27 protein-coding genes and 1 pseudogene are annotated in these 25718 nt (G+C 40.4%); 12 read left to right on the plus strand and 16 right to left on the minus strand.

Translation table 11 applies throughout. The features are described from left to right. Positions 1-230: 230 nt before the first annotated feature. Positions 231-734: a thiol peroxidase gene (gene tpx, locus ACWPW6_RS10900; RefSeq protein ID WP_163861972.1), complete on the plus strand. Its 504-nt coding sequence runs from the start codon at positions 231-233 to the stop codon at positions 732-734. Between the two features lie 47 nt (positions 735-781). Here tpx and ACWPW6_RS10905 read toward each other — a convergent pair whose 3' ends face one another. The 9 genes from ACWPW6_RS10905 to pspA all read right to left on the minus strand — a co-directional run bounded on the left by ACWPW6_RS10905 (position 782) and on the right by pspA (position 7760). Next, complete coding sequence (locus tag ACWPW6_RS10905) at positions 782-1156, minus strand: ATP-binding protein (RefSeq protein ID WP_154623851.1); 375 nt, start codon at positions 1154-1156, stop codon at positions 782-784. 203 nt (positions 1157-1359) lie between these two features. Further along, positions 1360-1782, minus strand: coding sequence for a hypothetical protein (locus ACWPW6_RS10910; RefSeq protein ID WP_154623852.1), 423 nt, complete (start codon positions 1780-1782; stop codon positions 1360-1362). Then, positions 1775-3340, minus strand: coding sequence for a transcriptional regulator TyrR (gene tyrR, locus ACWPW6_RS10915; protein WP_154623853.1), 1566 nt, complete (start codon positions 3338-3340; stop codon positions 1775-1777). The genes ACWPW6_RS10910 and tyrR overlap by 8 nt, the downstream gene beginning before the upstream one ends. Before the next feature lie 238 nt (positions 3341-3578). Further along, complete coding sequence (locus ACWPW6_RS10920; protein ID WP_249998849.1) at positions 3579-4634, minus strand: YcjF family protein; 1056 nt, start codon at positions 4632-4634, stop codon at positions 3579-3581. Beyond that, positions 4631-6028: a YcjX family GTP-binding protein gene (locus tag ACWPW6_RS10925; protein WP_249998851.1), complete on the minus strand. Its 1398-nt coding sequence runs from the start codon at positions 6026-6028 to the stop codon at positions 4631-4633. The genes ACWPW6_RS10920 and ACWPW6_RS10925 overlap by 4 nt, the downstream gene beginning before the upstream one ends. 119 nt (positions 6029-6147) lie before the next feature. Next, complete coding sequence (locus ACWPW6_RS10930) at positions 6148-6330, minus strand: hypothetical protein (RefSeq protein WP_163861986.1); 183 nt, start codon at positions 6328-6330, stop codon at positions 6148-6150. Between the two features lie 92 nt (positions 6331-6422). Further along, on the minus strand, positions 6423-6779 hold the full coding sequence (pspC, locus tag ACWPW6_RS10935; protein ID WP_154623857.1) for an envelope stress response membrane protein PspC: 357 nt from the start codon (positions 6777-6779) through the stop codon (positions 6423-6425). Continuing rightward, positions 6779-7009 carry an envelope stress response membrane protein PspB gene (gene pspB, locus ACWPW6_RS10940; RefSeq protein WP_154623858.1) on the minus strand — a complete coding sequence of 77 codons (231 nt, stop codon included), beginning with the start codon at positions 7007-7009 and terminating at the stop codon, positions 6779-6781. Before pspB ends, pspC begins: the two co-directional genes overlap by 1 nt. Positions 7010-7088: 79 nt before the next feature. Beyond that, positions 7089-7760 carry a phage shock protein PspA gene (pspA, locus tag ACWPW6_RS10945; RefSeq protein WP_154623859.1) on the minus strand — a complete coding sequence of 224 codons (672 nt, stop codon included), beginning with the start codon at positions 7758-7760 and terminating at the stop codon, positions 7089-7091. A gap of 278 nt (positions 7761-8038) precedes the next feature. Between pspA and pspF the strand changes: the two genes are divergently transcribed. Continuing rightward, positions 8039-9067: a phage shock protein operon transcriptional activator gene (gene pspF / locus ACWPW6_RS10950; protein WP_154623860.1), complete on the plus strand. Its 1029-nt coding sequence runs from the start codon at positions 8039-8041 to the stop codon at positions 9065-9067. An 86-nt stretch (positions 9068-9153) separates the two neighbouring features. Here pspF and umoC read toward each other — a convergent pair whose 3' ends face one another. Continuing rightward, positions 9154-9582, minus strand: a complete 429-nt coding sequence (gene umoC, locus ACWPW6_RS10955; protein WP_154623861.1) for a lysozyme inhibitor LprI family protein — start codon at positions 9580-9582, stop codon at positions 9154-9156. 210 nt (positions 9583-9792) lie between these two features. Between umoC and ACWPW6_RS10960 the strand changes: the two genes are divergently transcribed. The 8 genes from ACWPW6_RS10960 (at position 9793) to gstA (ending at position 18008) form a co-directional block, all read left to right on the plus strand. Next, positions 9793-10401 (plus strand): hypothetical protein, encoded by a 609-nt coding sequence (locus ACWPW6_RS10960; RefSeq protein WP_163861993.1) that lies wholly within the window; start codon positions 9793-9795, stop codon positions 10399-10401. A gap of 368 nt (positions 10402-10769) precedes the next feature. Further along, a complete protein-coding gene (gene sapA / locus ACWPW6_RS10965) occupies positions 10770-12455 on the plus strand; it encodes an ABC transporter substrate-binding protein SapA (RefSeq protein ID WP_247047472.1) in 1686 nt (561 codons plus the stop codon). Further along, on the plus strand, positions 12452-13417 hold the full coding sequence (gene sapB / locus ACWPW6_RS10970) for a putrescine export ABC transporter permease SapB (RefSeq protein ID WP_154622757.1): 966 nt from the start codon (positions 12452-12454) through the stop codon (positions 13415-13417). The genes sapA and sapB overlap by 4 nt, the downstream gene beginning before the upstream one ends. Continuing rightward, positions 13404-14294, plus strand: coding sequence for a putrescine export ABC transporter permease SapC (sapC, locus tag ACWPW6_RS10975; RefSeq protein WP_154622758.1), 891 nt, complete (start codon positions 13404-13406; stop codon positions 14292-14294). The genes sapB and sapC overlap by 14 nt, the downstream gene beginning before the upstream one ends. Continuing rightward, positions 14294-15289, plus strand: a complete 996-nt coding sequence (gene sapD / locus ACWPW6_RS10980) for a putrescine export ABC transporter ATP-binding protein SapD (protein ID WP_154622759.1) — start codon at positions 14294-14296, stop codon at positions 15287-15289. Before sapC ends, sapD begins: the two co-directional genes overlap by 1 nt. Further along, entirely contained in the window at positions 15289-16092 is an 804-nt protein-coding gene (gene sapF / locus ACWPW6_RS10985) for a putrescine export ABC transporter ATP-binding protein SapF (protein ID WP_154622760.1), read from the plus strand. The genes sapD and sapF overlap by 1 nt, the downstream gene beginning before the upstream one ends. A gap of 150 nt (positions 16093-16242) precedes the next feature. Further along, positions 16243-17031, plus strand: coding sequence for an enoyl-ACP reductase FabI (gene fabI / locus ACWPW6_RS10990; protein ID WP_154622761.1), 789 nt, complete (start codon positions 16243-16245; stop codon positions 17029-17031). Between the two features lie 371 nt (positions 17032-17402). Then, on the plus strand, positions 17403-18008 hold the full coding sequence (gstA, locus tag ACWPW6_RS10995) for a glutathione transferase GstA (protein ID WP_249998852.1): 606 nt from the start codon (positions 17403-17405) through the stop codon (positions 18006-18008). A gap of 48 nt (positions 18009-18056) precedes the next feature. Here gstA and pdxY read toward each other — a convergent pair whose 3' ends face one another. The 4 genes and pseudogenes from pdxY to anmK all read right to left on the minus strand — a co-directional run bounded on the left by pdxY (position 18057) and on the right by anmK (position 22398). Further along, positions 18057-18920: a pyridoxal kinase PdxY gene (pdxY, locus tag ACWPW6_RS11000; protein WP_154622762.1), complete on the minus strand. Its 864-nt coding sequence runs from the start codon at positions 18918-18920 to the stop codon at positions 18057-18059. 247 nt (positions 18921-19167) lie between these two features. Continuing rightward, positions 19168-20442 (minus strand): tyrosine--tRNA ligase, encoded by a 1275-nt coding sequence (gene tyrS / locus ACWPW6_RS11005; RefSeq protein WP_154622763.1) that lies wholly within the window; start codon positions 20440-20442, stop codon positions 19168-19170. Between the two features lie 159 nt (positions 20443-20601). After that, on the minus strand, positions 20602-21255 hold the full coding sequence (gene pdxH, locus ACWPW6_RS11010) for a pyridoxamine 5'-phosphate oxidase (protein WP_154622764.1): 654 nt from the start codon (positions 21253-21255) through the stop codon (positions 20602-20604). Positions 21256-21279: 24 nt separating this feature from the next. After that, positions 21280-22398 (minus strand): annotated as a pseudogene (gene anmK, locus ACWPW6_RS11015) (anhydro-N-acetylmuramic acid kinase). Positions 22399-22931: 533 nt separating this feature from the next. On the opposite strand from anmK, the gene ACWPW6_RS11020 reads away from it, so the two are divergent. Continuing rightward, entirely contained in the window at positions 22932-23399 is a 468-nt protein-coding gene (locus ACWPW6_RS11020; protein WP_249998854.1) for an outer membrane lipoprotein, read from the plus strand. A gap of 498 nt (positions 23400-23897) precedes the next feature. On the opposite strand, the gene slyA is transcribed toward ACWPW6_RS11020, so the two are convergent. Both slyA and ACWPW6_RS11030 read right to left on the minus strand, forming a co-directional pair. After that, complete coding sequence (gene slyA, locus ACWPW6_RS11025) at positions 23898-24332, minus strand: transcriptional regulator SlyA (RefSeq protein WP_154635589.1); 435 nt, start codon at positions 24330-24332, stop codon at positions 23898-23900. Positions 24333-24875: 543 nt separating this feature from the next. Continuing rightward, positions 24876-25115: a DUF1289 domain-containing protein gene (locus ACWPW6_RS11030; RefSeq protein ID WP_154625076.1), complete on the minus strand. Its 240-nt coding sequence runs from the start codon at positions 25113-25115 to the stop codon at positions 24876-24878. Positions 25116-25285: 170 nt separating this feature from the next. On the opposite strand from ACWPW6_RS11030, the gene gloA reads away from it, so the two are divergent. Further along, the gene (gloA, locus tag ACWPW6_RS11035) at positions 25286-25693 is read left to right on the plus strand and encodes a lactoylglutathione lyase (protein WP_154625075.1); all 408 of its coding nucleotides are present in this window, start codon (positions 25286-25288) and stop codon (positions 25691-25693) included. Positions 25694-25718: the final 25 nt, after the last annotated feature.

Below are 25718 nucleotides of genomic sequence, written 5' to 3' on the forward strand. Positions count from 1 at the left end.
GTATTATGAACAATTTTTTATCAATTCATATGATTGTTCATCGGCTTAGCTGACTTTTTTTCGCGCAATAATGCGTAAACGCAGCTATCCGCAACGGCATCCACCCCGAAGCCAAAATCACTGTGCTATGTTGATATTGAATGCATCTAGTGCTAGCTTGGTCGTTAACAAATTGATCAATAATAATATCCACGCTTTCACGCACTGACTCATTAATGGGAGAAATCGATATGTCACAGTCAGTTAAATTAAAAGGTAATGATGTCACTGTTAGCGGTGAGTTTTTACAAGCTGGCCAACAAGCAAAAGCATTCACTCTAGTGGCTAAAGACCTGTCTGAAGTCACTTTAGAAAACTACAAAGGTAAACGTAAGGTACTGAATATTTTCCCAAGCGTCGATACCGGCGTCTGTGCGGCATCTGTGCGCAAATTTAATCAATTAGCAAATGACCTTAACAACACTGTTGTACTGTGCATTTCAGCTGATTTACCGTTTGCACAAGCACGTTTCTGTGGTGCAGAAGGTTTAGATAACGTCGTTACCCTCTCCGCTTTCCGCAATCCTGAGTTTGCTCAAAACTACGGCGTTGCAATGACCAGTGGCCCACTGAAAGGCTTAACTGCGCGTTCCGTTGTTGTGTTAGATGAAAATGATAAAGTGATTTATAGCCAATTGGTTCCAGAAATTACAGAAGAGCCTGATTACGATAAAGCACTTGATGCATTAAAATAATGCCTATTATGCAGCCAGTTTCAAACTGGCTGCTCATCCCTAATCAATCACTCTACGTAAAGCCAATTGAGGGTTTTATGCTGTTTTGCGTTAACCACATTCGCAAATAACTTATTTTCACTCATCATATTCACGAGTGAGTGAGAACAACAGCTGAGAATTTTCAGTGCCTGCTCTTTATTGGCAGGGCATGATGAGGTGAGAATATCAATAATCAGATCACGGGGTTTGTTACCATTTTTGACCAACGCTTCCCAAGTGAAACGATTTCTTTTTTCTAGGTAACGCACTGCCGCTCTATTCATTAAATATAACTCTGCTGCTGAAGCGGCGGACTCAAACATATCATTTTGATAATGACGTTGATTGAGATATTCTCGCAGTTTGGTATTCACAATAAAGTTAAGAGCAAATTGATCCATAGCAACTCCTTGCAGGCACACGGGCGGCCTTGCTGTTTTCGTTATCATCAATCAAAATATCGCTTTAACACTTCAAATGAATATTCAGTTAATTTAAGTATAGTTTGCTTTCTGTGCTAAAAGATATCACTGTGGTCGAAAAAATCGCCAACGATCACATATTTTCAAAAAATGATGAGTTACTTGCATAGAGTGCAGCCTGATTAATCAGGAAACATCCTTATTTCGAGCTTAGTTCCCTTTGCCTCTTCAGTATATTTGTAAGTTGTTTCTCCACCTTCAAATAGTAAACTGATATCTAGCTGTTTATCATTCGGCCAATAATACTCTGCTTCAACGCAACCACCTTGACTGCATGTCACCTTCATATTTTTATTTCTAACCAGTTTGTTAATAAAGTTAGCGTTGTTTTCAATATCCAGCTGTTTATAGCGTTCAAATGCCGAAGGAATATCTGCCCCATCAAAATGACATTCGATTAAATAACCATTCTCATAAATCTCTTCAGGTGTTTGTTGTTGATTGCGGCACAGATCCTCTAATACTTGTGAATGTGTTGACTCCTGCCCATAGCTCGGCCCAATGAAGCAGACGAATAAAAAGCCTAATATGAGGGACTTATTCATTATCCGGCTCTTTTTTCTGGTTTAGCCCATATTCACGTAATTTATTGGCAATCGCGGTATGAGACACTTCAAGACGTTTTGCGAGTTTACGCGTGCTTGGGTAATCGCGATATAAACGTGATAACACTGAGGCTTCATAGCGTTTGGTTATTTCATCTAATGAGCCATTTAATGAATCAACAGCTACTGCGGGCAAATTATCTGTTTCTGGTAAATCAATATCATGTGAATTTAGCACTTCCCCTTCTAGCTGTATCAATCCTTGATAAATCGCATTTCGTAGTTGTCTGACATTACCAGGCCAATAATAACGGCTTAAATAATCAATTAGAGACGGTGCTAGTCGTGGTTTTGTAATATTCAGTTCTTTAGAAAAGTTAGCTACGAAAGCTTCTGTGAGGGGTAATATATCTTCTTGTCTTTCACGTAGTGGCGGAATAGTTAACGTCAAAACATTTAAGCGATAATAAAGGTCTTCTCGGAATTTCTTCTGAGCGACGAGTTCTGGCAGATTTTTTTGTGTTGCACAAATAACCCGCACATCCACTTTCACTTCTCGCTCCTCACCCACCCGTCTAAATGTGCCATCATTTAAAAAACGCAGTAACTTGATTTGCATTTGTGGCGACATTTCGGCGATTTCATCTAATAAGACGGTTCCACCATTGGCTTGTTCAAAGAAACCTTTTTTACCATCTACTGCATTTGGATATGCACCAGCCGCATAGCCAAATAATTCACTTTCAACCACATCATCAGGCATTGATGCGCAATTTAAACCTAAGAAAGGCGCATTACCACGCGGACTGTGCAAATGGCATGCTTTCGCTAAAATATCTTTTCCTGTGCCAGTTTCCCCAACCAATAATAATGGTTCATCTAACATGGCAATGCGTTTTGCACGTTCAACCACATGTGACATTGCGGGACTATTGGCGATAATTAAATCGAATCCTTCCGTATCCACACCAACGATTTGTTTTCGTTGCTTTTCGAGTAACGCGACAGATTTTAATAATAAAACAGCACCGGTACAGTGCAACTTACCATTCTCATCCGCCAAAACAATCGGCGTAACTTGCATCAGATAATCATTGCCTTTAACGGTGACTCTTTCTGTGTAAGGTTCGGGATCTTCGCGTTCAAACCAACGTTGTAAACCATGATTGCCAACGAGCTGTGAAAAGGTTTTTTGTTTTATCTTGTTTTCATCAACCCCAAAAATCTGTAATGACATCGGGTTAACTAATTCAATATTCAACTTATTATCAATGGATAGGACAGGCTCTGGGAATGAGTTTAACAGTGCCCATACCGCCTTATGCTCTCGCTCTGACGGCATGAAATAGATGCGACGAACATCAATCACACCATTAATACGACGTATCTCCGCCATTAGTGTGCTGAATACCTGAAAATCAACAGGTGTGAAATTAAGGTAAATCCGTCTCTGTGCTGATATCTCAATACCCTTAAGATCAATATTCTGTAAGACTAATAAGTCAAGCAATTCACGTGTTAGACCGATCCGATCTTGGCAAGTTACTTCGAGACGCATGGATAAAAACCTTTAGCAGAAATGATATAGGCTTATTATTTTAGCTTGATTTACGGTAAGAATACAGCACATGTGTCACATATTGTTGACACCCGTGATTTACAATAAGGAAAAACAGAGAAAATCACTATTAGAACAAGGAATAATAAACGCATTTAATCGGACAAATAACAATTAGGCGTTTTTTTGCTGGAAAGTGTACTTTACTATTCAGTCCACCTACCAGCAATATCGTGATTTATTGGGGCGCTTTTTTACTGGGCATTGCCCTTTTGATTTGGCTCAGTAATTGTCCACGAAAATCGGCTAACCTTGGCTTATCCTCAATCCATGGCAATGGTCGACACAATTCCATCGCCTTGATGCCTAATCGAGCGGTTAATAGTCCTGCACCAATACCTTGTGCCGCACGTGTAGATAAACGAGCCGTAATATCTTGAGATAGCCAATCCATGCCTACTTCACGAATTAATTCCGAAGCTCCCGCAAAAGCGATATTAATCAGTACCATTCTGAATAATCGAATGCGACTGTAATAGCCCAACTCAATACCATAAATGGCTGCAATTCTATTTATTAAGCGAATATTGCGCCAAGCAATAAATGCCATATCAACAATTGCAAGTGGGCTGACTGCAATCATCAAAGCAGACTCTGCCGATGAACGACTAATTTCTTTACGTGCTTGTTCGTCAAGAACGGGTTGAACTAACTGGCTATATAACTCAACAACTTCACGGTCGTTATGCGAGTCATGAAGCGTGGCCTGCCAATGCTGTACTGCTGGGTGTTGAGCAGAAAGGGCGGATTGTTTGGCCAGTTTTTCACAGAATGCTTTCCCTTGCCCCATGCCATGGCTATGGAGTAACTCACGCGCAATATCACGTTCCTGAGCGCGCTCTTTTAAACGATACAAACGACGCCACTCTGTGACCACAGAACCAACACCAGCAACAACAATTAATCCGCCAGCTGCCGCAGTACCTAGTGCTGTCCAATCTTGAGTTACCCATGAGGTATGGATCCAGATCCCCAATTGCGCGATCACACTCACCCCAAAGATACCTATCGCTGTCCCGACTAGCTTACGCCAAAAACTACGTTTTGGTCTTAGCGCCTCATTGATGAGACTTTCCACTTCCCCTTCCTGAATATCTTGTTCCGCTTCAGCTTCTACGGGGATAAATTTATGTTGCTCTTGTGAATCAAAATGATGGGCTTTTTTTAATGTTTCAGTCTGTTCAACACGACTATTTTCATTAAAATCGACGCGTTGTTTGATAGGTTCATTCATTTCAATTTATCTCCCAACAAGAACTCAAGCGCACTATCCATTCGAATATGAGGCAACGGCTGGTCAAACGGTGTTTGTCGAGGACGAAAATTTTCAAACTCAAACCGCTGATTTTGCCAAAATGTTTCACTCGGTAATCTTTTCGGCACCTCGCCAGGATAGAATGTCATTGAGTGACCATCACTCAAACGCTCACCTTTTAATGCGGGTAGCTTTTCCCCTTGATAATCAATAATGCCGCTTTCGGTAGCTTGAATTGAGGCTAGCCCCATACAGTCCATGCTGATCCCTTCAAATGCTGCATTTTGCCATGCTTCTTGTACCAGCTGTTGCAATAGCGATACTAAATTAGCATGTTGATCAGGCGTGACATGGTCTGCTTTGCTTGCCGCAAACAAGAGTTTATCAATACAGGGAGAAAATAGGCGTCTTAGTAAAGTACGCTTACCATAATGGAAGCTACGCATCAATTGCGTCAGCGCCATACGCATATCATTAAAAGCATCAGGCCCACTATTTAATGGCTGTAAGCAATCAACTAACACAATTTGGCGATCAAAACGCTGGAAGTGATCTTTATAAAAACCTTTTACCACGTTTTCGCAATAATACTGGTAGCGACGCTGTAACATGCCAAAGTTGGTATGTTTATCAGCCTGAGCAAGTTGTTTTTCACTATATTTTTCAATATTAGGCCATGGAAAAAATTGTAATGCCGGTGCACCTGCTAATTCACCAGGCAGAACAAAACGTCCAGGCTGAATAAAATGCTGTCCTTGTGCTTTACACTGCTCTAAATAAGCGGTGTAGGCTGTCGAAATCGCTGCCAATAAATTCTCATCAGCGGGTGCCAATGGGTCACAGGACTCACACAAAGTTAACCATTCTTGCGCTAATTTACCGCGTTCCCCATTTTGCAGTTTTTGCATTTGAAGTGACCAATCTACGTAGTTTTGGTCAAGCATCGGGAGGTCAAGTAACCACTCGCCGGGGTAATCGACGATCTCAAGGTATAACGATGAGTTATCCACAAACCGCCGAAAAAAAGAGTCATTTGAACGATAATGTAATTTTAAACGTATTTCGCTCACGCCGCGCGTCGGTGTTGGCCATTGAGGTGGATTGCCATATAGTTGCGCAATGCCTTCATCATAGGTAAAGCGTTGAATTGAAAAATCACGTTGAGGAATGCGCTTTACCCCAAGTAAACGTTTATCCCGCGCAGCAGAAAATAGCGGTAATCGAGCACCACTATTCACATTCAATAGTTGATTCACAAGAGAAGTAATAAATGCCGTTTTTCCACTACGGCTAAGTCCGGTTACTGCGAGTTTGACATGGCGATCGACACTACGATTTACCATATCGGTCAATTCATTTTGCAGCCGTTTCATAGTTCTCCCACTCGCTCAATATTATTAATGCCTAATTTAGCATAAATTCAGCATCTCTAATTTGTTGAGTGCAAATTGTTTTTATATCGTTCAATAAATAAACACAACGTTTAATATGATTATTTCACCATCCTTTTTGTGAAATAGCCTATCACCCATTTACTGCCTACTATTTTTAATATTTTACCAATAATCCCACCGGGCCCATAAGTGATTGCAAGAGTGACAATGATTTTTAACCCTTTACTAATCGCTTGCTTTTTGGCTTGCCGTTTTAATTTACGTTTAATATCCATTTGCATGGTGCTACCACATGAATTTAATGAATCAAGAAAGCCATTTTAGGGAATAAAACCCGAGTTCTATTCCCCGAAAATGTGAGGGCATTCATGTATTATAAATGACGGAACTTACTATTCACGGTATAGGTATCAGACGTGACATAACGTTCTATTTGACGTAGACGTTGTTCTCCCGATTTTAACTGCGCATCAACCTCATTAAATAAATTCGTTACTTCCACACTGATATCTTGTTCGCTTTGATAACCACTCGGTGCTTTCGGCACCACAAAACACATCACAATATAGAGGATCAGTGTTATCCCAAAGCTCATAAACAGTGCTAATACAGCTAATGCTCTGACTAATGCAACCGGTAGGTCTAAAAACTGTGCAATACCAGAGCATACCCCACCAAAAACACGGCGGTCAGTTAAACGATATAATTTACGGTTGCGAAAATCAGTCATTATTTTTGCCTCCAATTAGGATGTTCCGCATCCAGAATATCTTCTAGCGTCTTGATACGTTGTTGCATACGCTGTGATTGTTCTGCAAGCTGCACTAAACGCTGAATTTCATTTTCTGTTAGCTGGCTCCCCTGCCTATTATTTTGCTTGTTGTAATGCAACCACAACCAAAATGGCAGAATAAAAATAAGAAAAACAATTAAGACGAGAGACAGAAAAACATAGCCCATCACATTTCCTTATATCAAATGGTTATATCCGTTTCTCCCTAGTGCAATCGTGAACCGCACTAGGGATTAGGATGATAAATTACTGTTCTTTATTAGTGTTAATTTTAGCCTTAAGAGCAGCTAACTGTGCACTGATTTCATCATCCGCTTTTAATTCAGCGAATTGTTGATCCAACGATTTTTGCTTACCGATACCGTAGCTTTGCGCTTCGCCTTCCATATGGTCAATACGACGCTCAAACTGTTCGAAACGCGCCATCGCTTCATCAAGTTTACCGCTATCAAGTTGGCGACGTACATTGCGGCTTGATTGCGCGGCTTCTAAACGAACCACCATTGATTGCTGTTTTGCGCGAGTTTCTTGCAGTTTGTTTTCGAGCTCAGTAATTTCACCTTTTAAGCGAGCCAGCGTTTCTTCAACAATAATAAGCTCATGTTTCAAGGTATCAACCATTGAATTAACTTTCTGTTTTTCAATCAGTGCGGCACGCGCTAAGTCTTCTTTGTCTTTAACTAAGGCTAACTCAGCTTTTTCCTGCCAATCCGCAATCTGTTTTTCGCCCATTTCGATTCGGCGCTCTAAACCTTTTTTCTCTGCCAAAGTTCGAGCCGATGTAGAACGAATTTCAACCAACATATCTTCCATTTCCTGAATCATCAGGCGGATCATTTTTTGTGGATCTTCTGCTTTATCGAGTAAAGATGCGATATTTGCATTAATGATGTCGGCAAAACGTGAAAAAATACCCATTATTTATATCCTCTTGATGGATTTATCATTCAGTAGAGCCTCAACCCACTTTGGCTTCCAACCAATACGTGACGCTCCATAGTAAAACTGACTTAGCCAAATGATGGCAGTGATATCTTGCTTATTACAATCAGTATATTGCAACCACTGTGCCAACTTATAAAAATAAAATACAACACATTGATTTATAATGAATTAATTATTTTAGTATCAATCATTCTCGTTCTAGACTATAGTCTTAAACTGGTCAATAAAACCAACTATTGGTGAAAATAACCATGAAAAATACGAACGATATCATTATTGGTAATTCTTCCAACTTTTTAGATGTACTTGAGCGAACTTCAGAACTGGCCAAACTTAATAAACCTATATTAGTTATTGGTGAACGAGGAACCGGAAAAGAGCTCATTGCAGATCGTCTGCATTATCTTTCACCTCGCTGGCAAGAGCCTTTTATCTCTCTCAATTGCAGCGGACTCAATGAGAATTTACTGGATTCTGAATTATTTGGCCACGAAGCGGGATCTTTTACAGGCGCTCAAAAACGACATCAAGGCCGCTTTGAGCGCGCCGATAAAGGCACACTCTTTCTCGATGAGCTGGCTACTGCGCCCATGTCAGTACAAGAAAAGCTCCTGCGCGTTATCGAATATGGTGAATTAGAACGAGTAGGCGGTAGCCAATCATTAAAAGTTGACGTTCGTCTGGTGTGTGCAACTAACGCAAACTTACCGATATTGGCGAAGGAAGGCCGCTTCAGGGCAGATCTACTCGATAGGTTAGCGTTTGAAGTCATCCGCATTCCACCATTACGTGAACGAATATCTGACATTATGTTGCTCGCGGAGCACTTTGCTATCGCCATGAGTGGTGAACTAAAACGCCCTTATTTCACAGGTTTTACCTCTGCGGCCCAACAGGCCTTAGAGCAATATTCATGGCCCGGCAATATCCGTGAATTAAAAAACGTTGTAGAGCGTTCCGTTTATCGTCATGGAAACAAAGAAGCGCCTGTTGATACTATTATTTTTGACCCATTCGGCGAAAAACTCGCTGAACTTTCAGATACAAATACGCCAATAGTGCATAAGTCTATATCCCTTCCTTCTTTACCGTGTAATTTACGCCTTTGGCAGCAACAAAGTGAAAAACAATTAGTCGAGCGAGCTTTACAGCAGAGTCAATTTAATCAACGAAAAGCGGCTCAACGATTATCTCTGAGCTACGATCAAATCAGAGGTTTAATTAAAAAGCATCAGATTGAACTTAATTTAAATTTTGATAACGATGAGTTTTCTAATTGAAATCATATTTAATTTATTCATTATTTTTGTAAAATAACACATGAGTTGAGTAAGTCTAAACAATCGGCTTACTCATCATCAATGCATTATTTTTCTTGTAATGTTTTCGTTCTCATTTCTGTTTGCTCTATTTGACAAGCGAGATAAATATCGCCTGCGCCACTCCCCCCTAAAAGGGTATCTGATTGACGTTGGCATTCGCTATTACGATATACGATAAAATCTTTTTGCGATGTCGCCAATGATTCAAGTGCTGGTTTAGTGGCGCTAGAATCAACGGCAGCTAAGCTTTCTCTGGCTTTTAACAGAGATTCATTCATATTTTTTTCTGCAACAACTAATTTGACTTTTAAGCAATCCGCTATTTGTGTACGTGGATTATCACCTATTTCTTGGTAACATTGCGCTAATGAATTCGCTATATTTCCGTTTGCAGCGAATAACATACTTGAATAAGATAATAATAACGTAGTTAAAATAATAGGCATTGTTTTTTTCATATTGTTAATATTCATATATCACTCTACTATTATCTAATATATTGAGATTTAACCACCTCAACACCAAATGAGTAAAATTACGTACAATCAAATAAATATAAAATAATTCATAACGAAAATATATGACATTTACTTTAATTTAATTTATATCGATAACAATTGAATTTCTAACTTACTCATTATTTGCACTTATAACTGCTTATGACTACTATTTGAGGGTAATAAATGAAAATCATTAAACAAGTGACCTTGTTTTTTTTATTTATGGGTCTTACCTACTCTGTCAATGCCAATAGTATTATCGAATCCCTCTCGTTCTGCGATCATCGGTTTTTTGATAAAGTCAAACACGATTCGCAACTTGATACCCTTCCTCAAAATATCACGCTTTCACAATTATTTAGTGATTCCGGCCTCACCATTCCACTGCAATACACGACCGAAGAAGGCATTGAGTTGACTCGTTTTGTGGCTATCGCGATTGACCTCGAGCGTGACAACAAAATTTCGAATAATAAAATTGATGAAACCTTTTATTATTGGGGGTTTGAAACATCGCTACCTGAACAGGAGGTCATTCAACGTTTATCCACCCAGATCCCACTCACTGAGGGAGGTGAGTTTTATGTCGCTAATTCAATGATAAGAGATGCTATTTCAGCGCCTTGGCAAAAAAATTTAACGCCGATTAGTCGTATCTCCCCAACAAATGACTGGGCAGAAAAACTCTTTTTTATTGAAGCAAACAAGGAAAGTGGGATCGTCAGGATAATGTGTACTTTACAGGGTAATGTGAATGAGAATGATTTGAAAACAGTGGGTTTAATCAATTAACTCTCACACAGACTAGCTAAAAACCACTTTAAATCCATAGTTTTTAGATAAAAAAAAGCCAGCACCCATGCTGGCTATAAAAAAACACTGGAAGCAATGTGAGCAATGTCATGCCAGACCGTAAGCTTTTCACTTAGGTGGCAAAGCGAATGATAATAGTTATCAGTACCATTTGTAAAGCTTTTTAATGAGATTTTTTCTCATTAAAAGGTAATAATATGATTTTAAAAATAATTATATTTTCTTTTTAGATAATTTTTCATCATAATCATTGGTATTAGAACGAAAAATAAGCACGATTTTGCTTATACCCTGTTGAACCATTTTTACGATACAATACGTTTTTTAAGGTTAACGATATCAGTGCTATGCGCCTAATAATTCTTTGGCTTCTATATACTCTTTCACTAACAGCTCAGGCTCTTAGTGGCAATATGTCATACAAAGATACCATGGCAAACGATGTTCCTGAGAACATCCGCCAAAATGGCTTTATCTATTGTGTTAATGGCATTGTCACCACATTTAATCCACAGTTAGCGAGCAGTGGCCTGATCGTCGATCCTTTAGCAGCACAAATCTATGACCGTTTACTGGATGTTGACCCTTTTACCTATCGGCTAATTCCGGAGGTCGCCTCTAAATGGGAGGTTCTTGATAATGGTGCCACTTACCGATTAACACTGCGTAAAGACGTAAAGTTTCAAGAGACGCCGTGGTTTACACCAACACGTAATATGAATGCGGATGATGTCGTTTTTAGTTTTTCCCGCATGTTTGAAGTCAATCACCCCTATCACTATATCAGTGGGGGTCATTACCCCTACTTTGATAGCTTGCAGTTTGCTAATAGTGTGCAGAGTGTCCGTAAATTGAATAACTACACTGTCGAATTTCGTCTTAATGCGCCCGATGCTTCTTTCTTATGGCATTTAGCCACACACTATGCCCCCATTTTGTCAGCCGAGTATGCAGACCATCTTTCTCGTATCAATCGACAAGAAATGATTGATTGGCGTCCAGTAGGAACCGGCCCATTCCGTTTTGATGATTACCAAGCAGGACAATTTGTTCGCTTACTGCGTAACAATCACTATTGGAAAGGTCAGCCTCGTATGGAGGAAATTGTTATCGATATGGGAGCGGGTGGCACAGGGCGCATATCAAAATTACTAACGGGTGAGTGCGATGTACTGGCTTATCCCGCAGCTAGCCAACTTTCTGTCTTACGTGATGACCCTCGTTTACGTATTTCGATGCGTTCAGGTATGAACATTGCTTATTTAGCGTTTAACACTAGCAAACCACCGCTTAACCAATTGAAAGTACGTCAAGCGATTGCTTATGCAATTAATAATGAACGTTTAATGCAATCAATCTACTATGGTACCGCGGAAACAGCAGCTTCTATTCTTCCTCGCGCGTCTTGGGCTTATGATAATCAAGCCAAAGTAACAGATTATAATCCTGAGCTATCAAAAAAGATGCTACAAGAACTAGGTCTCGAAAACCTGACCCTTGATTTGTGGGTGCCTATCTCCTCACAATCCTATAATCCCAGCCCACTTAAAATGGCAGAGCTTATCCAAGCCGATCTAGCACAAGTTGGGATTACCATGAACATTCGTTCTGTTGAAGGGCGTTTTCAGGAAAACCAATTAATGGATCGCTCCCATGATATGACCCTTGCTGGCTGGGCAACTGACAGTAACGATCCCGATAGTTTCTTCCGTCCGCTGTTAAGTTGTGCCGCGATAGCCTCTCAAACCAATTTAAGTCATTGGTGTAGCCCCTCCTTTGATGAGATATTGCATAAAGCTTTATTGACAGAACAACTTGCCGCTAGAATTGATTATTATCATCAAGCACAGCAGATATTAAGTGATGATTTGCCTGTTTTACCCCTAGCCTATTCTTTACGTTTGCAGGCATACCGTTTTGATATGAAAGGATTAGTGATCAGTGCATTTGGCAATACCTCGTTTGCTGGCGTATACCGAGATATGAGTGAATATGCTCAAAAAATCAAACCTAAACAGGAGCAGCAACCATGATCATCTATTCGCTGCGCCGTATACTGTTGCTATTAGTTACCGTCTTTTTCCTTTCATTGGTAAGTTTTAGCCTCAGCTACTTTACGCCTAATGCGCCTTTAAGTGGTGCCTCATTAGTTGATGCTTATTTATTCTATTTCGATGGTTTACTCCATTTCGATTTTGGCGTTTCCAGCATTAATGGCGAACCTATTACCGAGCAATTAAAGGATACCTTCCCCGCCACCATGGAGCTGTGTATTTTAGCCTTCATGTTTGCTCTCATCGTCGGTATTCCTCTTGGTATGATCGCCGCATTTTGGCGCAATAAACCTGTTGATGTCGCAATCAGTACGTTTGCATTATTAGGCTTTTCGGTGCCTGTATTTGTACTCGCATTAGTACTCACACTGTTCTTTTCATTGCGGCTCGGTTGGCTCCCCGTTTCTGGACGTATTGACCTTCTCTATAATTTAAAGCCGATTACTGGCTTTGCATTAATCGATGCTTGGCTTTCTGATTCACCTTATCGCCAACAGATGATTATCAATGTGCTAGAACATATGGTGCTTCCTGTATTAACTCTCGCGTTAGCACCAACAACCGAAGTCATTCGCTTAGTGCGAAACAGTACCGAGGAAATTGCCAGCGCAAACTATATAAAAGCCGCTGCAACGCGTGGGCTATCAAGGCTGACGATTATTCGCCGCCATATTTTTCATAACGCAATTCCCCCCATTATTCCTAAATTAGGCTTACAGTTTTCTACCATGCTAACATTAACCATGGTGACTGAAGTCGTATTTAACTGGCCCGGACTAGGCCGTTGGTTGGTGACAGCGATACGCCAACAAGACTATTCCGCTATTTCAGCAGGTGTCATGCTAATCGGAGCCTTAGTGATTGCCGTTAACGTGTTATCAGACATTTTAGGTGCGATGATGGATCCGTTAAAACATAAGGATTGGTATGTCCTCAGATAATTTTTATCGTGAACAAAAAATGCCTTCCCCAACGCGGGTAGTTTGGAATATTTTTTCATCTGATATTATTTCGATGATTGGCTTCTATGGCGTATTGTTTTTATTAGCCCTTTCTTTTATAGGCAGTTACCTCGCACCTTATACTATCGACCAGCAATTTCTAGGTTATCAATTACTGCCGCCCTCTTGGTCTCATTACGGTAATGTGGCATTTTTTCTGGGTACAGATGACCTTGGAAGGGATATCCTTAGCCGGCTTATTCTGGGTACTAAATCCACTTTCGGTGCGGCTCTATTGGTAACATTTATAGCCACCATGATAGGGCTGGTGCTTGGTTGTCTTGCCGGTATGACACGCGGTTTAAAATCCGCCATTTTTAATCATATACTCGATACCCTTCTCTCAATTCCCTCTCTGCTACTTGCAATTATTGTCGTGGCATTTATGGGGGCGAGCTTACAAAATGCGATGCTGGCTATCTGCTTAGCCTTGATCCCTCGCATGGTCAGAACCATCTATGTCGCCGTTCACGATGAGCTGGATAAAGAGTATATTGTTGCGGCACGTCTTGATGGCGCTTCAAATATTTTTATTTTGTGGTATACCGTGTTACCTAACATCACCCCGATATTAGTCACCGAATTAACCCGAGCGCTCTCTATTGCCATTTTAGATATTGCGGCTTTAGGATTTCTTGACCTTGGTGCACAATTACCCTCTTCAGAATGGGGCGCTATGCTCGGTGATAGCTTGGAACTGATCTATGTTGCACCTTGGTCTGTGATTTTACCTGGCGCTGCCATTATGATGAGTGTCTTATTCGTCAACTTATTAGGCGATGGTTTACATCGAGCCATTAATGCGGGGGTTGAATAATGCCTTTACTAGACATCCGCAATTTAACCATTGAGTTTATGACCGCCAATGGCCCCGTCAAGGCGGTTGACCGTATTTCTATGACGCTGACCGAAGGTGAAGTTCGAGGCTTAGTCGGTGAGTCAGGCTCAGGTAAAAGCTTAATCGCAAAAGCCATTTGTGGGGTAACTAAAGACAATATTCGCGTCACGGCAGACCGCTTTCGTTTTCAAGATATCGATTTATTAAAATTGAGTCCGCGTAAACGCCGAAAACTAATTGGTCACAATATCTCGATGATTTTCCAAGAGCCACAATCTTGCCTTGATCCTGCTGAGGATATTGGCAAACAATTAATACAAGCCATCCCAAGATGGACGTATAAAGGCCGTTGGTGGCAGCGATTTAATTGGCGAAAACGTCGTGCTATTGAACTGTTACATCGTGTTGGTATTAAAGATCATAAAGATATTATGCGTAGCTACCCTTATGAACTGACCGATGGTGAATGCCAAAAAGTGATGATCGCTATCGCTATTGCTAATCAGCCTCGTTTATTAATTGCTGATGAACCCACTAACGCGATGGAATCCACGACGCAGGCACAAATTTTTCGTTTACTCGATAAGCTAAATCAAAACAATAACATGACTATTTTATTGATCAGTCATGATATGGAAATGATGTCAAAACTCGTCGATAGAATTAATGTGCTTTACTGTGGGCAAACCGTTGAAAGTGCCACACCTGAAGATATTCTACAGCGACCTCATCACCCTTATACGCAAGCACTTATTCGTTCAATACCTGATTTCGAAAGCCCTATTCCGCATAAAGGACGGTTAAATACGTTACCCGGTGCGATCCCATCACTGGAGCATTTACCCATTGGCTGTCGCTTAGGCCCTCGATGTCCTTATGCTCAACGAACCTGTATCGTGGCCCCCCCTTTACGTAATATTAAAAACCATCTATTTGCTTGCCACTACCCGTTAAATACGGAGGAACCAAACTGATGGATACCTTACTTGAGGTACGTAACCTCACAAAAACATTTCGTTTTCGTGAAGGGTTATTCCGCCGATATGAATTAGAAGCCGTTAAACCGTTAAGTTTTAATCTGCAAGCAGGGCAAACTTTAGCGATTATTGGCGCGAATGGTTCAGGAAAATCAACACTGGCGCGCATGCTATCAGGTGTCACTGAACCGACCGCGGGTGAAATTATGATCCGCGGTCATCGACTTAGCTATGGCGATTATAGCTATCGTAGCCAGCGGGTGCGTATGATATTTCAAGATCCTAGTACCTCATTAAACCCACGACAACGTATTGGGCAAACACTTGAATTACCGTTAAAGCTCAATACTGATTTGACCGGAATTGAACGAGAACGCCGTATTATTCAAACACTACGGCAAGTGGGCTTATTAGCCGATCATGCAGAATATTATCCGCATATGCTAGCATCTGGTCAAAAACAGCGTGTTGCGCTCGCAAGGGCACTGATTTTACAACCCGAAATTATTATTGCGGATGAAGCATTGGCGTCACTCGATATGTCAATGCGTTCACAAATCATTAACCTCATGTTAGAACTACAGGCCAAACAAGATATTGCCTATATTTACGTAACCCAGCATTTAGGGATGATGAAACATATTAGCGATAAAATGCTCGTCATGGATAAAGGCGTTGTTGTCGAACGGGGCAATACCGCTGAGGTACTCGCATCACCACTTCATGATGTGACACGCCGATTAATTGAGAGCCATTTCGGTGAACCACTATCCATTGATGCATGGCGCCAGGATATTTGACTGCTCCGAGGAGAACAGCAAAATACCCTTCTTAATGTAATACATGGTAAGATATCGATAATTCGTCAATAAGGAACGCGAAAACTACCCAAGACACGGTGTCTTCTGGTATATTCGCGCTTTCAATAGAAAATAAACAAGGATAATGCTATGGGTTTTTTAACCGGCAAGCGCATTCTAATCACTGGTGTTGCCAGTAAATTATCAATTGCATACGGTATTGCTAAAGCAATGCATGATCAAGGCGCTGAACTGGCGTTCACTTATCAAAACGAAAAATTAAAACCGCGTGTTGAAGAGTTTGCTGCATCTTTAGGCTCTAACCTCGTTATTGAATGTGACGTTGCTGTTGATGCAAGTATTGACGCTCTGTTTGCTGAATTAGGAAAATCCTGGCCTAAATTTGATGGCTTTGTCCATTCAATCGGCTTTGCTCCAGCAGACCAACTCGATGGTGACTATGTTGATGCGGTCACTCGTGACGGCTTCCGTATCGCTCACGACATCAGTGCTTATAGCTTTGTTGCAATGGCAAAAGCATGTCGTGAAATGCTGAACCCAGATGCCTCTCTGTTAACGCTGACCTACTTAGGTGCTGAGCGTGCGATCCCTAACTATAACGTCATGGGCCTGGCAAAAGCCTCTTTGGAAGCTAATGTGCGTTATATGGCCAATGCTATGGGTCCTCAAGGTATCCGTGTGAACGCGGTTTCTGCCGGTCCAATCCGGACACTAGCGGCATCTGGTATTAAAGATTTCCGTAAAATGCTTGCGCATTGTGAAGCTGTAACGCCAATCCGCCGTACTGTCACGATCGAAGATGTTGGTAATACAGCCGCCTTCCTGTGCTCTAACCTTGCTGCCGGTATTACTGGTGAAGTCGTTCACGTTGACGGTGGTTTCAGCATCGCTGCGATGAATGAGTTAGAACTAAAATAAGTGTCAGTTTATCTTGAAACGCCATCTTATGATGGCGTTTTTCCTCTTAACGTCCAATAGCAACCTTTCTTTTATATCGCTAAGGTGAACGATAATCATAAAAGTCACGCTCACCAATCATGGCTAAGCCTTCCACTCCCCTGTATACATCATTAATCACGCCTCCATTTAAGCTGGATATCTTCAAAATCAAAGCAAGGAACAATCGTAATTATTTATTGATATCGCGCGATTTATCGGTTTGCATTAAGCCAATTAACTATTTTGCGATTAAACTGACACCTTAAAGCAAATTCTTTCCCGCCAGTCATGATATACTCTATAAAATATGTGTCTTCTGATTGCCAACATAACTATTTAGGAGTTTTATGATGAAATTGTATTATGCTCCCGGTGCTTGTTCTCTTTCTCCTCACATTATCTTGCGCGAAACAGGGCTGGACTTCAGCATTATACGCGTCAATTTAAAAGATAAAACAACGGAAGATGGCCAAGATTTCTTAGCTATCAACCCTAAAGGGCAAGTTCCTACCTTGATTTTAGATGATGGTGAACAGTTGACGGAAGGTGCAGTGATTGTGCAATATCTCGCTGACCAAAAACAAGATAGACATTTAATCGCCCCTGCTGGCACGATGAAACGTTATCATCAACTTGAAGCACTGAATTTTATTTCCACTGAGCTACATAAGAATTTTGCGCCTTTATTCACACCAGGAACCCCTGAAGAATACAAGCAAATAGCCAGAGCAACTCTCTCAAGAAAATTCCAATATGTTGATGATGTATTAGATAAACAAGCTTTCTTTGCAGATGATAGCTTTACTGTTGCAGATGCTTATTTATTCACCGTGAGCAATTGGGCAAAATTAGTGGGTGTTGATATTACTCACTTGAAACATTTGACTGAATATTGCGGCAAAATTGCTAAACGTCCTAAAGTTCAAGAAGCATTATCGGCTGAAGGGCTGATCTAATTTATCATAGCGCTTCATCACTGGAGCGCTATGTAAACGATAAAAATATTAATCGAGTTCTGTGGCGCAAAATTTATGGTTTGGCGTCACTAATTTATCTTGAGCCGCCACTAATTGAAGCTCATACTCGCCCATTTCTTTGGTGGTTAGCATCACTTCATACACTGCTGCGGTAACATGTTCCAGAGCTTTTGGTAAACTTGCGCCTTTTAATAAATTCACCAACATTAAACCGCTGGTTAAATCACCTACGCCCACGGGCTGTTTTTCGCCAAAATCAACCAGTGGACGACTTACATGCCAACTGTGTTCAGCCGTCACTAAGATCATTTCAAAACGATCAGCACGATAGCCAGCTCGGCTCAAATGTTTGACTAAAACAATTTTAGGTCCTTTACGACACAATTGCCGTGCCGCATGTACCGCCTGCTCTACCGTTACAATCGTTTCACCTGATAACGTTTCTAACTCTAGTAAGTTAGGCGCAATCACATCACTCATTTGTAGGGCTTGCTGACAAAGAAATTCAGCCACTCCCGGTGCAACAATACAACCTTTTTCAGGATGCCCCATTACTGGGTCACAAAAATAAATTGCTTGTGGATTAGCCGCTTTGACTTGCTTAACAATCGATAGAATATCCTTACCTTGTTCCGCTGAGCCAATATAGCCACTTAGGACAGCATCACATATTTCCAGTTTATGAATTTTGGCTAAACCACTGGCAATATCTGTCAAATGCTGAGCTGGAAAAACCGTTCCCGTCCACTGTGGATACTGCGTATGATTCGAAAACTGTACAGTGTTAAGTGGCCAAACATCGACCCCCATACGGCACATAGGAAATACCGTAGCACTGTTTCCAGCATGACCGAAAACTACGTGGGATTGAATTGAAAGAATACTTTTCATGGAAAATCCAAGGATTTATTATGACGAATGAAGAGAAATTAGTGATTAGCCATTGTCGATATACGCTAATAATTCAGAGACATAGCATTGGTGACAAACACTGCTTGCTATTGTTATCTTGCCAACTGTCGATGCAAAGCAATCCGTAAAGCACGTTAAGACATCACACCTGCCAAGTAGCTTGAACTATCACAAGTACAAATAGCCCGAGATTTTCTCGGGCTATTATCACAACGGTTAGTCAGAGTTATTTCCAGTTGATTAAACAGTCGTTTTTCTTACCACGACGAATCAATGTGAAACGACCGAATAAGCGGTCAGAATCATTAAATACATACATAGGGTCAGTTTGTTTCTGACCATTAATGGCTACAGCATTTGAGCTAATCGCTGTTCTTGCTTGGCCACGTGATGGTGTTAGCTCTGAATCAACTAATGCTTGTTGTAAGTCCGCACCATTTTCAAGCGTAATACATGGCATACCATCTTGAGCAAGCTGTTCAAAATCCGCCTCAGTCAAATCAGAAACAGCGCCTGAGAAGAGACTTTCAGTAATACGACGAGCAGCCGCTAAGCCTTCTTCACCATGTACCAGTCGCGTGACATTTTCAGCCAAAACATATTGTGCACGTGGAGCTTTACCACTGTTTTTATCTTCTTCTTCTAAGGCGTCAATTTCACTTAACTCCATGAAAGTGAAGAACTTCAAGAAGCGATAAACATCGGCGTCTGCGGTATTGATCCAGAATTGGTAGAATTTATATGGGCTTGTTTTCTTCGGATCAAGCCACACTGCCCCACCTTCTGTTTTACCAAATTTTGTCCCGTCAGCTTTTGTGATGAGTGGCACCGTCATACCAAAGACTTGGTTTTGATGTAAACGACGGGTTAAGTCGATCCCAGAGGTAATGTTACCCCATTGGTCTGAACCACCAATTTGTAATTCTACGCCGTGCTCTTTGTTCAGATTTGCAAAGTCGTAGCCTTGGAGTAAGTTATAAGCAAACTCAGTAAAAGAGATACCTACATCATCACGATTTAGACGCTGTTTAACGGCTTCTTTATTGATCATCTGGTTAACAGAGAAGTGTTTGCCGATATCACGTAAGAAAGTCAGCACATCCATTTTGCCAAACCAGTCATAGTTATTGGCTAATTTAGCGCTGTTATCGCCACAATCAAAACTCAGGAAAGGCGAAACTTGATTACGGATTTTTTCCACCCACTCTTGGACGGTCTCTGCGGTATTTAATTTACGCTCAGAGGCTTTAAAACTCGGATCACCAATCAGACCCGTCGCGCCACCGACCAACGCCACAGGCTTGTGCCCGGCTAGTTGGAATCGTTTTAAACACAGCAAGGGAACCAGATGTCCCAAATGCAAGCTGTCGGCGGTAGGGTCGAAGCCGCAATAGAGAGAGATAGGGCCTTGCGCCAGTCTCTCTGCTAACGCATCCTCATCCGTTACCTGGGCAACGAGGCCCCGCTCTTGCAATTGTTTAATCAGGTTATTGCTAGACATCAATGACTCCATCAGTTGAATTTTGTCTATCTATTTTTAATAAAAAGCCCCTAAGATGAGAAGACTCTCCCGATCTCATGGGGATCGCTTGTCAGTTTTCGTAAACGAAGCTATAGCATAAAGCGCCTAGCTTTTAAGTGCCAGCTAAAAAACAATTTATTACGGCGCTAACCTATCAATTTTCCATCCGTCCCCATCACGCTGGTAAATAAAACGGTCATGTAAACGATTAGCTCCCCCTTGCCAAAACTCAACACTATTAAAGACCACGCGAAACCCGCCCCAAAAACTAGGAAGAGGTACTTCGCCATTTTGGAATTTTTGTTTTAGCTCTAAAAACTTACCTTCTAAAATACTTCGAGCCGAAATTCTCGATGACTGTTGAGATGCCCAAGCTGCAATTTGGCTATCTTTTGGCCGACTATGAAAATACTTCACCACTTCAATCGGATTCAAACGTTCTGCCACACCTAAAAAACTCACTTGTCGCTCAAGTGGATACCATGGAAAATGTAAGCTCACCTTATTATTTTTTTCTAGATGCTGAGCTTTACGGCTCCCCATATTCGTGTAAAAAACTAACCCTTTTTCATCGAAGTGCTTCAATAACACAATACGTTGATAAGGTTGACCTGTTTCATCAACCGTCGCGACGCACATAGCCGTTGGATCACTGAGATTTGCCTCACAGGCCTGTTTTAACCATCGTTCAAATAATGCCAGAGGTTCTGGCGTTAAATCGGTTCGTCTTAAGCCGCCTTGAGTGTATTCACGGCGTAGTGCTGCAAGCTTTAAGTTTTGTGCGTCGTTCATCGTTGTCTCATTTCCTTAACGCAATTATTTTTCATCGGTATTGGCAGGGTAAATCGCGCCAAGAACAGTGGCACGCTCAGCTCCTGTCACTGACGCAAGGTTACCCGGTAGATTCGCGATCGTTCGTGCAGCGAGCCAAGCAAAAGCCAGCGCTTCCATATCATCACCACTTAATCCATATTTATCGCTTGGGCCAACTTCTGTTCCCGGCAGTAACGCAGCAAGGCGCTGCATTAAAAAGGTATTTTTTGCTCCGCCACCGCACACGATTAAACGCTCACAGCCACCACAAAGCAATATTTGTTCAGCAATGGACACCGCGGTTAATTCACATAAGGTGGCTTGCACATCTTGAGGTAACAGTGCGGGGAAATTCGCTAAATGTTTATCTAATCATTGCATATTAAAATATTCTCGCCCCGTGCTTTTAGGCGCCGAACGTCTAAAATAGGGATCGCGTAACATCGCTTTAAGTAGTGGTTGATGCACAATTCCCGAGCTTGCCCAATTACCGTTTTCGTCATAGCCACATTGTTTATGACGCCATACCCATATATCCATCAACATATTCCCAGGCCCGGTATCATAACCTTTGACATAAGCGCCTGGCAGTAAAGCTGTAATATTCGATATGCCACCAATATTTAATATAATTCTTTTTTCTATCGCATGACCCAATACCGCTAAATGAAAGGCAGGCACAAGTGGAGCCCCCTGCCCGCCATACGCCATATCTCGCCGTCTAAAGTCACCGACTGTCGTAATACCCGTTAATGCGGCGACCCGATTATTATCACCAAGTTGCATTGTGAAAGGTGCTTCACCATCAGGCTCATGCCAAACTGTTTGCCCATGACAACCTATTGCAATGATATCGGTAGCCGCGACTCCCGTTTTAGCTAGCAACTGGTTCACAGCATCTGCATAAAGAGAACCTAACTCACGATCAATTTTTCCAACTTCAGATAATGTGGTTTCCTGACCTTGGCATATATTGAGAATTCTTTTTTTCAACTCAACAGGAAACGCAATACTAATACTTGATTGCTCAGCAACAAATTTATCGCTGATCGCTGCAAGAACAACATCGACCCCATCTAAGCTGGTTCCTGACATGATCCCTATATAACGACCTTGCTTTATCATTATCGTTCCTTTAGTTAGCGTTACGGCTTGTGAGTTTAAACCTAAAAAGATTGTGCTTTGATGGAAGTTTTTGTCAACCAGACATTGTGATTTCTCGGGCTGACTCGCAGAAAAAAAGAGAGTTAACGAAATGATCCCCTTCTATGTTTAAAATATACACAAATCTCATTATTTGAACGCACTGATATCTATATCTCACTAATTATAATTTAGTGTATAATTACTAAACTGAATTTAATAAAGACAAAGATAATTGATCGTAAGAACATATTTTTTGTATGATTAATACTCAATTACGATTGTTCATGAATTTGTATCATGGAAGAATTTAACAAAGTGTGCCTTAGTTTATGAAATATTTCCTACTTTGAGATATTTTACCTAGTGTTTACACTCTGTTTAAATCAGAATCAGTAGTCTTATACCCGTTTTAACTTGACCCAAATGTAACATTCATATTGCGAATATGGTTAAAACAACTATCCAATGCTATGTTAGTGCCACAGACAGCAAGTCTCATAGGAGTAATTATGCTTAAGAAAGTTTTCGTCGGTGTTGTAGCAGTCATTGTATTATCTGGCTGTGTCAATACCAGTACACTTTCTGGTGATACTATTTCAGCTAAAGACGCTAAACAAGTACAGACTGTAACTTACGGTACTGTATTGAATGCACGCCCTATTACCATCCAAGCTGGTGAAGATGAAAATGTTATCGGTGCGATTGGTGGTGCAGTACTAGGCGGCCTATTGGGTAATACCATTGGTGGCGGTTCTGGTAAAACGCTTGCTACCGCAGCGGGAGCAATTGCGGGTGGCTTAGCCGGCCAACAAGCTCAAGGTGCGCTGAATAAGAGCCAAGGTGTACAATTAGAAATTCGTCTTGATAGCGGTAAAAATATCGTCGTTGTTCAAAAACAAGATCCAAGTGTTTTCCGCTCTGGCCAACGTGTCATGATTGCAAATAGTGGCGGCACAGTCACTGTATCACCACGTTAATAATAATGAGTATATGTTCACCGGTACCCTACCGGTGAACATACTTTTTATCTTAGGGAATTTATAAACTATTTCCGTATAGCCTCTTCATACCTCTAGTTGTCTATATACTCACCTAATTTGTATTTACATCATCTTGGATTCTAATAACCGATTGATAATGTATAAGTGATTTACCACCATCAATTGCCAATCCTATTTGATTTATTGTTTGTTTGCTCTGTGTGACTTATTCCTTAAAAACCAGTTAATCTTACAAAAGTTTATGAATACTAAAGCTTGTCATGAATACCGCTTTGAATAACTTTTCATCTTTAATTGGTCAATTTAGTTAAAAACGAGTTATTACTAAACAATAAGCTTAATCAATAATTAAATATCAAAAAACATCTATTTAGCAAAAACTCAGAACAATAATGGCCCCAGCAAAATAGAAAATTAATTCTGCTGTAATAATTGAAACACTAATAATACACTTAATTTATTATTAAACTCTAACTACAAATCTCCTTGTAATCTTAAGATATTTTTTTCTAGCTTTAACAATAGAACGGATAATTGACCAAGCTCATCTTGAGATATATTGCCTAAAATTTCTTTCCGTGTGTTATCAATAACTTCATCTACTTTCTTAATAAAAGGTTCAGACTCCTCCGTTAACTTTATTCTTTTCGCACGTCTATCATTGACACAAGTGTGTCGAGATATCAGTTTTTTTTCTTCTAACTGATCAAGTGTTCTCACTAATGATGGCTGCTCAATACCGATAGCTTTTGCGAGTTGAATTTGAGACTGTTCAGGTGGTAATTGACTAATATTGTGCAATGTAATCCAATGCGTTTGCGTTAACTTAAGCGGTTTCAAACGATGATCAATGAGTGATCTCCACATGCGTACCACACGTGATAAATCAGTTCCTATTTGTGACTCCAATGTTCCCTCCTTATATAACACTATTCTGCCTAACAAATATACAACCAATAAATTATTTTTTAAATTATATATTCACTCCCTCTCGCTATGACAACTAATTATTAAAAATAACCATGATAAATACCCATTTATGGTCATAGTCAATCATTTGATTTGTGATTTCCATCATAAATCAAATTCAACTTTCTTATATATTAAATATCATTTTATTCACTAATATGAACTCTCAATTATCTTGTTAATAAGAATAGCCTTACTCTTCTTTCAAATCTATCTATTTTAACCCTTATAGTAATTACAATTAACAATAAAAAAGACAATTCCAAATTACTTCTTAAAAAACAATTAAATATAGTTATTCTTAAAATCATGCTATTTTTAATCACTGACACTTTATTTAATAATTATTTTGAATAACTAAAATTTAATTGAAGAATATGTGTGGTTATTAACTTTTTTGAATTAATTAGAATTGAAATTAATTATATTCGAATAAAATTTACTTTTTAAAATAGTTACTCTCTATTTCAGTTTAGATATCGACTAAAACAACTCTTGTTGCGTTGAAGGTGGCTCATCTTTTTGTGTTTTAACCGAGATTGAACGAAGGTAGCGCTGGCGACATAAACGTAGAATATTGCGTTTTTGGCTATCTGTAAATTTTAACCACTGAAAGCGTTCTTCCCTCGAACGAAAACAGCCTCGACAATAACCTTGTTCATTGGTTTGACAAATTCCACGACAAGGGCTTTGAATTTCAAAAAACTCGAGTTGCTCCGCCATATTGATATCACCTAACTAAAAACACCCATTAATGATATACTCCATGAATTAGATTATATCTACTATTTGGTTAATAAATAAACCTATTTCATTGTGTTCGATCCTATAGGTGCGTTATATTGATCGTTAAACGATTCAGTTTCACTTAGTTACTTTTAAGGGAGTTCTTTATGCGCTTACTACATACTATGTTACGTGTGACAGATATGCAGCGTTCAATAGATTTTTATACTAAGGTTTTGGGTATGCGTCTACTGCGTACCAGTGAAAACCCTGAGTATAAATATTCGTTGGCATTCGTCGGTTACAGTGACGAAAGTGAAGGTGCAGTCATTGAGCTAACCTATAACTGGGGTGTTGATAGCTACGAGATGGGAACCGCCTTTGGCCATATTGCGCTTGGTGTCGATAATGTTGCTCAAACCTGCGAAGATATTCGTCACGCGGGTGGTAACGTCACTCGAGAAGCAGGCCCTGTAAAAGGGGGCAGCACGATTATTGCTTTTGTTGAAGATCCCGATGGCTACAAAATCGAGTTGATTGAAAATAAAAGTGCCAGTAAAGGCCTAGGTAATTAATTTACCTTGATGAGTGAATCACTAG

The organism is Providencia sp. Marseille-Q8014, assembly GCF_965112055.1.

Excerpts from the sequence above, each read along its gene's own strand:
- tyrR (WP_154623853.1), bottom strand. The coding sequence starts at position 3,340 with ATGCGTCTCGAAGTAACTTGCCAAGATCGGATCGGTCTAACACGTGAA.
- tpx (WP_163861972.1), top strand. The coding sequence starts at position 231 with ATGTCACAGTCAGTTAAATTAAAAGGTAATGATGTCACTGTTAGCGGT.
- gstA (WP_249998852.1), top strand. The coding sequence starts at position 17,403 with ATGAAATTGTATTATGCTCCCGGTGCTTGTTCTCTTTCTCCTCACATT.
- ACWPW6_RS11020 (WP_249998854.1), top strand. The coding sequence starts at position 22,932 with ATGCTTAAGAAAGTTTTCGTCGGTGTTGTAGCAGTCATTGTATTATCT.
- fabI (WP_154622761.1), top strand. The coding sequence starts at position 16,243 with ATGGGTTTTTTAACCGGCAAGCGCATTCTAATCACTGGTGTTGCCAGT.
- tyrS (WP_154622763.1), bottom strand. The coding sequence starts at position 20,442 with ATGTCTAGCAATAACCTGATTAAACAATTGCAAGAGCGGGGCCTCGTT.
- pspC (WP_154623857.1), bottom strand. The coding sequence starts at position 6,779 with ATGACTGATTTTCGCAACCGTAAATTATATCGTTTAACTGACCGCCGT.
- pspB (WP_154623858.1), bottom strand. The coding sequence starts at position 7,009 with ATGGGCTATGTTTTTCTGTCTCTCGTCTTAATTGTTTTTCTTATTTTT.
- ACWPW6_RS10905 (WP_154623851.1), bottom strand. The coding sequence starts at position 1,156 with ATGGATCAATTTGCTCTTAACTTTATTGTGAATACCAAACTGCGAGAA.
- sapF (WP_154622760.1), top strand. The coding sequence starts at position 15,289 with ATGGATACCTTACTTGAGGTACGTAACCTCACAAAAACATTTCGTTTT.
- umoC (WP_154623861.1), bottom strand. The coding sequence starts at position 9,582 with ATGAATATTAACAATATGAAAAAAACAATGCCTATTATTTTAACTACG.
- pspF (WP_154623860.1), top strand. The coding sequence starts at position 8,039 with ATGAAAAATACGAACGATATCATTATTGGTAATTCTTCCAACTTTTTA.
- ACWPW6_RS10920 (WP_249998849.1), bottom strand. The coding sequence starts at position 4,634 with ATGAATGAACCTATCAAACAACGCGTCGATTTTAATGAAAATAGTCGT.
- sapC (WP_154622758.1), top strand. The coding sequence starts at position 13,404 with ATGTCCTCAGATAATTTTTATCGTGAACAAAAAATGCCTTCCCCAACG.
- sapB (WP_154622757.1), top strand. The coding sequence starts at position 12,452 with ATGATCATCTATTCGCTGCGCCGTATACTGTTGCTATTAGTTACCGTC.
- gloA (WP_154625075.1), top strand. The coding sequence starts at position 25,286 with ATGCGCTTACTACATACTATGTTACGTGTGACAGATATGCAGCGTTCA.
- ACWPW6_RS10930 (WP_163861986.1), bottom strand. The coding sequence starts at position 6,330 with ATGCAAATGGATATTAAACGTAAATTAAAACGGCAAGCCAAAAAGCAA.
- ACWPW6_RS11030 (WP_154625076.1), bottom strand. The coding sequence starts at position 25,115 with ATGGCGGAGCAACTCGAGTTTTTTGAAATTCAAAGCCCTTGTCGTGGA.
- ACWPW6_RS10910 (WP_154623852.1), bottom strand. The coding sequence starts at position 1,782 with ATGAATAAGTCCCTCATATTAGGCTTTTTATTCGTCTGCTTCATTGGG.
- pdxY (WP_154622762.1), bottom strand. The coding sequence starts at position 18,920 with ATGAAAAGTATTCTTTCAATTCAATCCCACGTAGTTTTCGGTCATGCT.
- ACWPW6_RS10960 (WP_163861993.1), top strand. The coding sequence starts at position 9,793 with ATGAAAATCATTAAACAAGTGACCTTGTTTTTTTTATTTATGGGTCTT.
- sapA (WP_247047472.1), top strand. The coding sequence starts at position 10,770 with ATGCGCCTAATAATTCTTTGGCTTCTATATACTCTTTCACTAACAGCT.
- pdxH (WP_154622764.1), bottom strand. The coding sequence starts at position 21,255 with ATGAACGACGCACAAAACTTAAAGCTTGCAGCACTACGCCGTGAATAC.
- pspA (WP_154623859.1), bottom strand. The coding sequence starts at position 7,760 with ATGGGTATTTTTTCACGTTTTGCCGACATCATTAATGCAAATATCGCA.
- sapD (WP_154622759.1), top strand. The coding sequence starts at position 14,294 with ATGCCTTTACTAGACATCCGCAATTTAACCATTGAGTTTATGACCGCC.
- ACWPW6_RS10925 (WP_249998851.1), bottom strand. The coding sequence starts at position 6,028 with ATGAAACGGCTGCAAAATGAATTGACCGATATGGTAAATCGTAGTGTC.